5 protein-coding genes are annotated in these 11,872 nt (G+C 46.7%); 1 reads left to right on the top strand and 4 read right to left on the bottom strand.

Going from position 1 to position 11,872, the window contains the following annotated elements; translation table 11 throughout:
* Positions 1-11: 11 nt before the first annotated feature.
* The gene (locus tag F0220_RS16690; protein WP_105598950.1) at positions 12-407 is read right to left on the bottom strand and encodes a VOC family protein; all 396 of its coding nucleotides are present in this window, start codon (positions 405-407) and stop codon (positions 12-14) included.
* Positions 408-1,198: 791 nt separating this feature from the next.
* Here F0220_RS16690 and F0220_RS16685 point away from each other — a divergent pair.
* The gene (locus F0220_RS16685; protein WP_105598949.1) at positions 1,199-2,407 is read left to right on the top strand and encodes a sugar efflux transporter; all 1,209 of its coding nucleotides are present in this window, start codon (positions 1,199-1,201) and stop codon (positions 2,405-2,407) included.
* A 150-nt stretch (positions 2,408-2,557) separates the two neighbouring features.
* Here the strand turns inward: F0220_RS16685 and F0220_RS16680 are convergent, their stop codons facing one another.
* From F0220_RS16680 to F0220_RS16670, 3 genes are all read right to left on the bottom strand, one after another.
* Complete coding sequence (locus F0220_RS16680) at positions 2,558-9,874, bottom strand: DUF5695 domain-containing protein (RefSeq protein ID WP_188310483.1); 7,317 nt, start codon at positions 9,872-9,874, stop codon at positions 2,558-2,560.
* Positions 9,875-10,123: 249 nt separating this feature from the next.
* Entirely contained in the window at positions 10,124-10,978 is an 855-nt protein-coding gene (locus F0220_RS16675) for a carbohydrate ABC transporter permease (RefSeq protein ID WP_308737301.1), read from the bottom strand.
* A 3-nt stretch (positions 10,979-10,981) separates the two neighbouring features.
* Entirely contained in the window at positions 10,982-11,854 is an 873-nt protein-coding gene (locus F0220_RS16670) for a carbohydrate ABC transporter permease (protein WP_105599155.1), read from the bottom strand.
* Between the last annotated feature and the right edge of the window lie 18 nt (positions 11,855-11,872).

The following is an 11,872-nucleotide window of genomic DNA, read 5'->3' as shown; positions in this document are numbered from 1 at the left end:
CATAATAGTCGTTAAAGCACCTGCGCTATCTCCCAAATATGCCCGTCAGGGTCGGCAAAACAAGCCGTTCGCCGCCCCCAAGGACGCGTTATTGGCCCATTTAACAATGTAACGCCCCGTATTTCCAACTCGTTGCATACCCGATCAACGTCGGGCACTTGGATTGTACACAGGAACCTTGCACCATCCTCGACACGACCAAACTGAGCCGGATCAATCAATTCTCGTGCATTTGATTGATTTAAGAGGTTTATGCATGTATTACCGTAATCAAATACTGCACAGTTTTCGTCTTCGTATTGGATTAATACTTGAAACGATTCTTGGTAAAACGTCTTCGACCGCTGCAGATCTTCCACAAATAATGTGATTTCGGTAATTTTATTCCCCCAGCCAGTTATCCCCATCTACATCCGCTCCTATCATTTATTAGAAAACTCTCGAATCATTCCGGTCGTTTGCTTGTTCGTTCCTTCTACTCTACATCCAGTAACTCAATTTCGCTTGGTTGGAACTTTCTGTATGCAATATGTGTTTCGACGTTCATATTCAACTAACCTGCCCGTTAGTATAATGAATCGAGGAGCAAGATACCGATTAGATATACGCCTAATCGTCAATGGGACTATGTTCTTGTCCCTCGACACGTTCCGTCGCAAGATATAAGCACCGTTCACAGGTAGTTTTAAGCCATTGGTATAAGCAGGAGCTTATAGCTTGCGAAATCATCGTTTGATCCTATGATGTCGACCGGCAGCCCCATCTCCCTTCATTTGGTGCTCATTCCTCTATCTTGTAAGGGATTTTTGGTGGCTTCAAGCATAGTTTACAGCAGAATGAGGCCTTGGATCATGCTCCACATGTACTGTCTTAAAAATGTCTATGTATTTCCTTAATAACTACCTGTTGATAGTGGAACCTCATTTTTCCGGGAAACTGCCTTTACTTTACTGTACATACACTTACACGAGTCTATGATAGGTTTAGGCAAGCATTTGGCACGAATGTTATATTGTTTGTGTTGTCATTTAGTACATAATAAAGATGCACGATTGATTCTATTCAGCCATGAATGTGAGCCTTTATTAGCTTCCCAAAGTAGTGTGAAGCATTCACCAGTAAGATACAATTAGACGAGATAAAGCAAGGTCATGTATGGTAATTACACAACACAAATTCTGAGGAGTAATTTTACACTATGATCAATCGATTTATCAGCTTATTTTCCATTCCTTCGTATGCGCTACTCTTTATGTGTATGGCATTACAGGGAATGGGCATTTCACTCAGTGCCCCCTTTTTATCTATTTATTTCACGGAACAGCTTGGCGTATCTATTGGAATGTTTGGTCTTTATCTAGCCGTTACACTAATTGCAGGAATATGGATCAGTACGCTAATCGGGAGACGTTCTGATCTCGGCTTGAATCGGAAGAGCGTTTATCTTTTCTCTACTCTCTCTAATGTTCTGGCCTTTAGTGGATACTTGTTTATTCAAGATTTTCCGATTTTGTTCATTTACATGACTGTGTTTACTGCCCTTGGTGCACCAGGAATGCCCCAGTTGTTCGCTATTTCTAGAGAAGCAGTGATAAAGAGTCATTTTACGGAGCGTGCGTTTGCTAATTCTACCTTGCGTTCTGCTTTCTCTCTTGGCTTTATTACAGGTCCTTTAATCGGCACTTTATTACTCGCTGCTATTGGATTTAAGGGGATTTTTTTGGGAACGATCGGAGCTTTCCTACTCGTTGCTCTGCTTGTTTTCCTGTTTCTCCAATCAAACACAGAAATGAAGAACAATAATGCTGAAGCGAATATAAAAAGTTTCCGACTGACTCAAAACCGGGATATTTTAATTCCTTTTCTCATTCTGACACTCATGTATACGGCTCATTGGATGAGCAGCATAAACACGGCTCTCTTTATTACAAACAATCTTGGGGGTACGACAAGTCATGTCGGTTTAATCAGCAGTATATGTGCCGCGTTGGAAATTCCCTTTATGATTATACTCGGTCTACTTAGTGCAAAGTATAGTAACCGAATCTTGGTGTTTTGCGGGGCTATTTTTGGAGGAGCTTATTATTTCGTTATACTTATCTCGAACGAGATGTGGCAAATGCTTGCAGCACAAATTTTGCTCGCTGTTTTTGTCGCCGTCATTTCTGCGATTGGAATTAGCTACATTCAGGACCTGCTGCCTAGTATGCCGGGATATGCTTCCACACTCTATTCGAATTCATCCACAATCGGTAGACTGCTTGGTAGTCTTGTTGGTGGTGGAGTAGCCAGCATTGTAGGTTACCGATATTCATTTATCTTCTGCTTTATACTTATCATCATTGCTGTAATTATGCTTGTGGTAAGTGGACGACAGCCTTCAGATGAACCGCAAATTTCAACCTAACTACGTCGATTCAACGGGGTAGTTTAGATTTTTAAGCTTTTTCTACGTATAGGTAATTAACATTGGGCACGGCATTATGCTTGAAGCACTCCCTAAAAAAGAAACCGACCTTGGACCTGCAGAAAACAGGATGAAGGTCGGTTTCTACAATTATAGTTGCAAGAAAATTTTATATAGAACCTGAGCAGCTTCTGCTCTGATTGTCGTTCCGTCAGGACTCAAGGTTACATTGCTTCGCCCGTTTATGAAACCCATTTTAGCCATTGCAGCCATATCATCAACTGCGTACTTTGCTACGTTTGCTGCATCTGTAAATCTCTTGAGATCCTCAGCTGTATGGGTCTGCTCAGTTTTCCCCACTGCCCGCAAAGCCCGCATGGTCAGCACAGCCAAATCTTGTCTAGCAATTTCCGTTTCCGGATAGAAGCTGCCGTTCGTGCCCAGGGCGATCCCGAGTGCTTTGGCGATTCCGATTTCCTCATAATAGAGGTCTGTTTGCTTCATATCACCGAAGGTGGTGTTGAACTCTGCTTTGAGATCCAGTGTCCTTACCAACCAAGCTAGATACTCACCTCTTGTGACCTTTTGGCCAGGACTAAAGCTTGTTGCTGATGTCCCGTCGATGAATCCTTTGGACGCCATTGTTTCAACCGCTGGTGCGTACCACGAATCCTTGATGACATCATTGAAGAACTTCTTCGTATAAACAACTGCATATTGACCTGTGTTTGCCGCTGGAAAAACCATGGCTTGTAGAGCACTGTCGTATTTGCCATTCAGTAGCTGAACAAATGTACTATTTGCAGCCACGTACGCAACTGTAAGGTATTTGGAATTGGCCAATTCTTCAACATCAGGAGTATAAGGCAGTCTGATTTCAACCGGTGCATTCAAGGCTACCATTTCTTCTCCATCTAATTGAACAGCGAATGCAATAACAGGTCTGCTGGCTGTTACGGAATTTACTTCTGAATGTAGCTTTGCCGTATCTAGCCAGCTTAGTGTCAGTTCCACACTTTTGGCACCTGATATATACTTCAGCAAATTAGAAGGTACTGTAACGGATCCAAATTCCGTATTAATCTCGATCTTGATGTTGGCATGCGCTGCGGTTAGTGCAGCTGCAGGAAGCTCAACCGCATAGGAATTGGCTCCCTCTGCTTTCGGTATGTCCACCATAAGCGTTTTAACATTACTGCTATTTGCCTTTACATGCTCCAGAGCCTTATTAAGGTCTTCCTGGCGGATGGGTGCTCCTTTAGCTTTACCGGTTTTGGTATCCGTCTGTGGTGCCACAATCTTAATCCAATTCCCTTCGACTTTGATGTTTTCAGGAGTCGGTGAAGGTGTGGTCACTGACACAGGTGCATCCGTTGACGGCGGTGTTTCCGTAGGCTTCGGATTGATGACTGGATTGCTGATAACGACAGTAAGGGATTGGCTCGCATGATGAATTGCCGTTTCTTTATATCTTACTTCGTAGATTCCGTTACCAAGACCTGTAACCTCTGTGCCTGTGATCGCATTCCAGCTGCCAGCGTCCACTCCCACTTGCCGATATTCCATTACAGGACTTACACCAGTGATCTTACCATCCTTGGCCCCAGCTGCACTGACATTTACAGCCTTGACCTCTGCACTGGACGGCGGACTTTGCTCCTGCTTGGTTCCGTCAGGAACGACGATCAGGATAGCAGGACTTGGATTGCTCATATCTGTTCCGGCGTACCGGAGCTCATAGCTACCGGCCGTCAGGCCTTCAATGCTGGTTCCACTGACCGGCATGTAACCACCTTGATCGGCCTTCCGGTACTCCATATCGGCAGTCACATTTTCAATTCTGCCATCATTTCCGCCTGCCGCTGTAGGCGGTGTAATAACCAGTCCTTCCGCTGTTGGTGCATCTCTGTTTTCCTTAGCTTCATTGCGAATGTCCACGGTTACCGACGGACTTGCCTTTAGGCTGTCTGTGGCTGCATACCGGATCTGATAACTGCCAGGCTCCAGATCGTTGATACTTGAACCTGGAACAGGCGTGTAGTCCTCTTCGCCCAGCTTCCGATATTCCATCGTATCATTTAAACCCTCAATTTTGCCTTTTGTGTCGGTATCCGAATTGGCGTGTGAGATCACCCATCCACTTGCATCTGGTGCAGCCTGCTCCTGTGTCTGCCCTTCCGGAATAACGACTTCCTTATCCAGGCTGGCGCTCAGCGAACCAGTCTTCATATACCGGACATAATATTTACCGGCGGTGAGACCTGTGACCTCAATTCCTGAAATAGCAATATATTCTTCTTCGCCTTCCTTCTTATACTCCATTTCTGTTGTCACACCGATCAGTTTGCCGTCATCTCCATCAGGAATGGACGGTGCCACACCGGCCGGTGTTACTGGAGCCTCACGATCAGGACTGGATATGGCCTGGTGAACTTCCCATTCCCATAGGCCTACACCGTTATCTCCTGCCTGTGATTGCTTGGTCAGGGTGGCTCGCAGCGCCTTGACCTCAAGTACTGGATCAAATGTGTATGGATTGGAAGATTCCGTCGGAGAATGATCAACCACTTTGATTCCTTCTGTAACCGTTCCCGCTGTTACCCATTCATTAGTAACGCTATCCGCCGGGATGTAGGAATATACAATTTGGGTAGGCGGCTTGATTCCGCCGGCATCTGACCACAGCACCAGATTCGAACTTCGGATAGATGCACCCTGCGGCCATTCATATTGCACCCACTCCTCTGCGCCCTCATGGCCCCAGGTTCCCCAATGCGAAATGTTGCTGCCATCCTTCTTTCCGTCGTTTACTGCAGCCAGACTCTCCCAAGGAGAGGTATAGCTAGAAGAAACATTTGCGAGGAAGGCCATATTGCCATCTCTCGGACTAAGAAGACGCAAATCCGTAAGCAGCTTCTCAAGCGCCAGAGTAACTTCTTCGTCTGTGGTATTCATATTCTTGATCACAGCAGATGCTTCTGTCTTTGCCGCTTCAATTGGCGCAAGACCAGGATCTGCAAGGTTCGAAGCATTTAATGTATTTACATAGTTATAGACCTTGATCAGTTCTGACTTATCTACCGCTCCGGTATAGCCGTATACCTTCCATTCCAGAATACCGCTGCCATTAACGGTAGGCTTCATGTCCATACGAACACCTGTAATATAGGCGGGCTCAAAGGTAGTCGTATTGTATTTATTAAGTTCATTGCCCAATCCCTTTATGTCCCGCGGGGTGTACCATTTCCCATCTTCGCCGCGAAGCATAAGTTGCATATCCTTTGGACGGAAGTTACCGCCGTTGTCTTGAAATACATATACATCCATGGATGAGGCCAGGAATGGCTGATCCCATTCATACGTCACCCATGCTGGATCTCCTTCTCTACCCCAGTTATGCCATGCACTGTTGGGGGCACTGCGGTTCGGCGAGAAATCTGCCGAGCTTTTAGGTTCAATGCCGTTATTCATCGCTTCCGGATATCCGTCGCCACCAGAAAAGCTGGCGGAGGCCTTGGCTGTCAGCGCCGCATTTTGCAGCTCAGTATTCACGACATGTACGGTAGTCCAAACCTCCAGAGCAATGCCATTGACGTTTCCTCTGGCTTCAAATTGGCCTGCACTAGCATAACTGCTTGGATCAATAGCATCCCAAGTGATTTCCTGCTCTAGATACCCGTCCTCTGACAGAATATAGATATGTCTGGGGAGTTCTGGTTCAATATCCTTCTTGATCACTACGCTGATTGCACGGTAAGCATCAACGGTATCTTCCTTGATCTCTATCGTTACATCCTTGCTAGCCTTCTTGTCTCCGTCTGCCGCACTGAAGGTAAACATGTAGGTGCCTGCCGTGCTTATACGTGCATAGGCCGCTGCCTTGTCACTATCCACAAATGAAATGTCTGCTGAACCTTCAGGCTTTTGCTTGATGGCCCAAGCGTACTTCAACTGGGGTTCTTCTGCCTCGGTATGCACAGGGTCAGGAATGGCTTCCCCGGACAATACCACGATACTGTTATTGGCAACATCCTGAACAGCAGTCACTTGGCCAATTGCTGGAGGCTGTTTATCCGGCGGTGAAGCCAGTTCGAAGATTATCTGGCTGGAGCCAGTCAGTTGTCCATCACTTGCGCTAAGCTTAACGGTATAGGAGCCTTCTTTGGTACCCGTAGCCTGTGTAATACTTGCTTTCGGATGATTAAAGGTTAACTTGCCACCTTCCGGGGCGCTGACCACTTCCCATTGATAGGACAGAGTGCCTTCTGGAGCGCCATCATCGGTTACAATACCATTAAGCATAAATGGAATTAACGCTTGTGGATGTTGTGTCGCCACCTCTACAGTAATTTGGGGAGCTTCATTTTCACCGCCGGCCGATCTTTCAATGGTCAATTCGGCACGCTGCACACTGCCCATCTGAAACATGGCAACGCCTTCATTGTTCTGAACATAGAACTGTCCGGCAGCTGCACCATTTAGCTTCATGGTATAGTAGCCATTCTCCATCCCCACTCCATCGAACAAAATCCGTGAAGTATGCTCTTTCCCTGAGGGATTTAGGAGCTGGAGAGTAAAACCCTCACCATCTTTTTGAATTTTCGCGCTTTCTATTTTATCGCTTTCCAGCTCCAAGTAAATTTTCTCGTCGATCAGATTGATCCGCTTGCCGAAACCGTCTTTTGGCATAATGTTATAGCTGTTTCCTTCGTCAGTGACCAGCGCGCCATATCCGAACAGCCCGAATATCGGATCTGTAACAATATCAGAGCTGATGCTGAGAAGGGAACCATAGAGGCCTTCTTCCGATTCGCCCGAAAAATCATTCCAGCCGTTACTCATGACGCGTGATCCGCCATCGTATACGTCCTTAGTGCCCGTGCCTCCTTTATACATCGAATATCTCCAAGAGGTGCTGCCAACTGAATTCGCCGAAATCTGACCCATATTGACGGCGTTGAAGTTCGAAATCTTCCCCGCATAATTGCGCTGCTGTGCAATTGCGGTCTGCTCCATCGATCTGCCGTCATTCTCATATCGGAGCCAGTCATCCATAATATATCCTGCTAAAGACGCAGTATATTGAAAATTCCACCAGCCTTCACCACCGCGGAAGACGGGCACTGAATAATGGAACCAGGTAGGTTGAATCCCGCGCATGGCGCGTGTTTTCCAGTCAGCCATTTCCATACTTTTCTCAGCTGCGCCTGCAAGCGTGTCTGTAGGATAGTAAGTGCGCAGCGCCTTCGCTGCTGCATAGGCTCCTTCTTCACCAGTGTTATCATATTCAAATTCCGAGCCGTAAGGATAAGAGGCCCTAGTCATATTCCGTCCTTTGTCGAAGGCGAACTTCTTCTGTAGATTGGCCGACTCGGTCTGCATTCCCTCTTCCTTCAGAGCTTCAATCATATCCGGGATCTGCTGCTCACCATAGAATCCGATGGCTTCGGTGGAAACACGCTTATCGTAGATGTTATATGCTTTTTCCAGATAATACTGAGGCGATTCACGGTACTCGATCAGATTGGGATACGCCTTTTGAATCCGGTACATGTTGAAAAATCCAGTAGCTTCCATGATTTCGGAGAAGGTACGTGTATAAGGTTTATCTTTGTCGGTGTACGCTCCAGAATCTTTCAGCCAGTTTGCAACGATATAGCTGTCCTGAGTATTCTTCATATATCGTTCCCACATGAAGTCGATCAGGTATGTTTCGATTGAGCGAATTTCATCAGGGTTGGGTGCCAGATAGTTCTTTATCGTCATGAAGTTGATGTTATCATGGCTCCAGTCATCTCCCCAATGGCTTGTGTTGAGATCCATGCCGCTTGACAGATACCAGTCGAAATAGTTACCGTAAGTCGGACTTTCCGGGTTTTTATCCTGTGTTTTCTGGACCATGAAATCGGAATGGGCATCCGAGATTGCATCCAGCTCGGTTAGAACATTGAATTCATATTGAGTGAATTTATCCACCCATTCGTTACCGTCTTTCAGCTTATAATTGATGTGCACACTGTTGTTGCCGATCGAATCAAACTCAAGTGAATAGATATGATGCTGTTCGCCATTCACGATCTTGGTCTCCACAAACTCAACCGATTCGTTGTAGCCAGGGTTCCCGTCAGGCAGTCCACGTCCGGCCCGCGAGTTGTCAACCATTTCCTTTCTGCTCTTCCCAGGCTTAATATCCGGAATATGCGCTTCATCAAACGGATCATTCTCTGCCACATTTTGAATATCGATGGATTGTACATCAATGATACTGTCGTCATAGTGCAGGTCTAGCTTGACAGGCATATTGATTGCTGTCTGGAAGCCTGGCACCGCTATGGCATCAATCATGCCTGATTTATATAGGATGGACCGGAGATTGGCTTCGCGATCCTCCATCGAAGTTGAACTGTTATTTGGGCTTTGGGCGCTTTCCTGCGGCGTATTGTCACCTCCACGGACTGCTGAGAATTTAAACTTATATGTCTTGGACTCATCCGGTCCTAGGACGAGGCTGGAAGCATCAGTAAAGTATCCGCGTCCCGTTTTCTGGATTTCTTTGGAGTGGATATAGAGCACGTTCAGTCCCGGATACCAACCGCCACTGTCCCCTGTCCAGTTCTTAAAGGTATCTGCAGCACGCCGCTCTCCTGCTTCATGCATCCAATAATCTACATACTCGATCCGAGCTCCGCTTTCCGGCACTGGGGTGAAGAGCATGAAGTTCCCCTCACCACTGGTGCGGATGGCATATGAATATCCACTATCAGCACCTGCGAAATTATGCACCGTCACACGGTCATCATAGGTATCGGATAAGGTCTGGTATTTGTTGTTCCAAGGCATCGGCAAGCCGATATCCCCGAATTCGATATACTGATTGCTCTTGTTCTTCAGCGTAATTTCCCAAAGCAGTGAACCGTCATCGGTCTCCATATCAAAAACGGATTTCACATCAAAGCCCTTCATTACCCGCTGGTCTGTAGAATTTAGGTTCTGTCCAATAAAGTTGACTTCTACCTTCTTGCCGTCTGCTGATGCGGTCTTGTTCATATAGGGGTTATCCGGATTAATGGTCGAAACTTGTGTAGATCCCCCCGCAGCCAATGTTTTATTGGTATCAACTTCTACAAAGCCGTCCCTGTTGTCAGGGAATTGTCCATTGGCACCCGTACGGTAAGAGAAGATCATTTCACCCATCCACTGGTGCTGTGTACCATTCTGCGGTGATGTAGTGTTAGGCAGGACGAAATTGATTGGCTTCCCCTGTTTATTGGCAGGATTGTTGTTGATATAGAGCTCCTCAATCTGACCTAAATCGCCGACTTTGGCCGACAGGCTGGCATTGGAGATACTGGTCTTTACTGCAGCCACCGCGACCCCAGGCAAAGCGCTAACCTGCAACGGCAGACTTGGAAATGCCAGGAGCAGCGCGATCATAAGCGGCTTCCACTTCTTCGAAATCATTGTCATTATAACCTCCTGTATATATGTGATCATATTCATTAGGGGTTTAATTCTCTTAAACCGGTAAGTAAAGTCTTTCTACGAAATACCTTTGACCGATCAATAGAAAATGACGTTCATGCTTTCTGTTAAAATAGAACCGCGAAATAAATTGTTAAGATGTCATCGAGTCCTTAAAACGTTCAAGATCCATGTGTACCAAGTTAACAAGATGTTGATAATTCACACATCAATTTCCTCTAGAGGGAGTTTGCATTAACCTTTCACCCCGCCAACCGTGAGACCTGAGATAAAGAAGCGCTGAAAGAAAAGAAACAGAATCAAGATGGGCACGATGGCAAGCACGGCTCCCGAGATCAGTTCCTCATAATGATTGCCCAGCGGGGATACGAAGGAAGCCAGCCCGATCGGCAGAGTGAACTGCTCCGTTGTCCGTAGGACAATGAGCGGCCAGAGAAAGTTATTCCAGCTGTTCATGGCCTGCAAGATGGCAATTGCGCCAAATGCCGGGGCCATCAGCGGCACCATGATGCGGAAGAAGATGCCAAACTCGGTACAGCCGTCAATTCTGCCTGCGTCCATAAAATCCTTGGGCAACCCCTGAGCAAATTGCCTGAAGAAAAAGATTGGCAAAGGGGCCACCACAAAAGGCAGAATGACGCCCCACACCGTATTAATCAGCTTCAGTTTAATCGTCAGTTCATACAGAGGCAGGATAATAATTTCCATCGGAATCATCATCACAACCAGCACGAAGGTGAAGATCAGACTCTGTCCTCTGAAGCGGTACACGCCGAGTCCGTAACCGACCATGGACGAAAACAACAGGCTCAGTACCGTGAACAGCGCTGTAATGACCAGACTGTTTTTGTACCATGTAAAGTAGTGACCTGCTGCTCCCGATCCGGCGAAGATCGTCTTATAATTGTCCAGGCTCATTAAGGCCCAGTCCCATCGAACGTTGAGGCCGTACCGGAACAGTTCGGCAGCAGGTTTCAGTGAAGCAAGCATCAGTGCATAGAGAGGAAATAACATCAAAACAGCCAAACCCGCGAACAACACCAGTAACAGCAGCGAAGCAGCATTAATTTTATTTTTTCGTGTCCCCAAGTACTAATCCTCCTTCCTGAACATGCCCAGCACGGTCAGCTGAAGCATGCTGATCAGAAGCGTGATGACCAGTAATGTGATGCCAATAGCTGCACCGAACCCGAGATTAAAATATTGGAATCCCTGCTGATAGATATAACCTACCATCGTCAGTCCGATATTTTGCGGAGAGGGTTTGCCTGCCCACAGCATGTAGCTCTCCGTGAACATCGAATACCCTCCATACAGCGTAATCGTAATCACATAGATTGTAATTGGCTTAAGCATGGGCACCGTAATACTCGTGAATTTCCTCATCACTCCAGCACCATCGATATCTGCGGCCTCATACAGATCCTTGGGAATGCTCTGCAGTGCGGAGAGAAAGTACAGCATGTTAATGCCCATCCAGCGCCAGCCTGCGAGCACGACCAGTGCAACCATTGCGAGGGACGAACTGTACAACCACTGCTGCCTTGGAATGCCAAAAACACTCAGAATGGAATTCATCAGTGCCCCGTCGAGTTCTCCGAAGATGAGCCGGAATACAACTCCTGCTACAACTACCGAAGTCAGTGCAGGAATAAACAAGGCTGAGCGAAAGAGATTGCGCGCCATCATGCGACTCGAATTAAGAAATACGGCAAGCATCATGGGTACCGGAACCAACAGCAGCAGCGTCCAGAAGGTGTAACGTGTGCTATTCCACAGTGCGGCCCGAAAGTCGGCGTTCCAGAGTTTGCTGTAATGCTCAAGCCCCACAAACTGAACATCTCCAGGGAGAACCTGCTGAAAGCTCATCATTCCAGCCCGAAATAAGGGATAAGCGAAGAAAATGAGAAATGACAAGATAAACGGTAACACAAACCAATACGGAGCCCATGTTCTTGAGTTCATTCTGATGCTTCTGCGCCT

Origin of the sequence: Paenibacillus sp. 37, from assembly GCF_008386395.1 — a bacterium.
Classification (GTDB): Bacteria; Bacillota; Bacilli; order Paenibacillales; family Paenibacillaceae; genus Paenibacillus; species Paenibacillus amylolyticus_B.
This window is presented reverse-complemented; position numbering and strand designations above follow the sequence as displayed.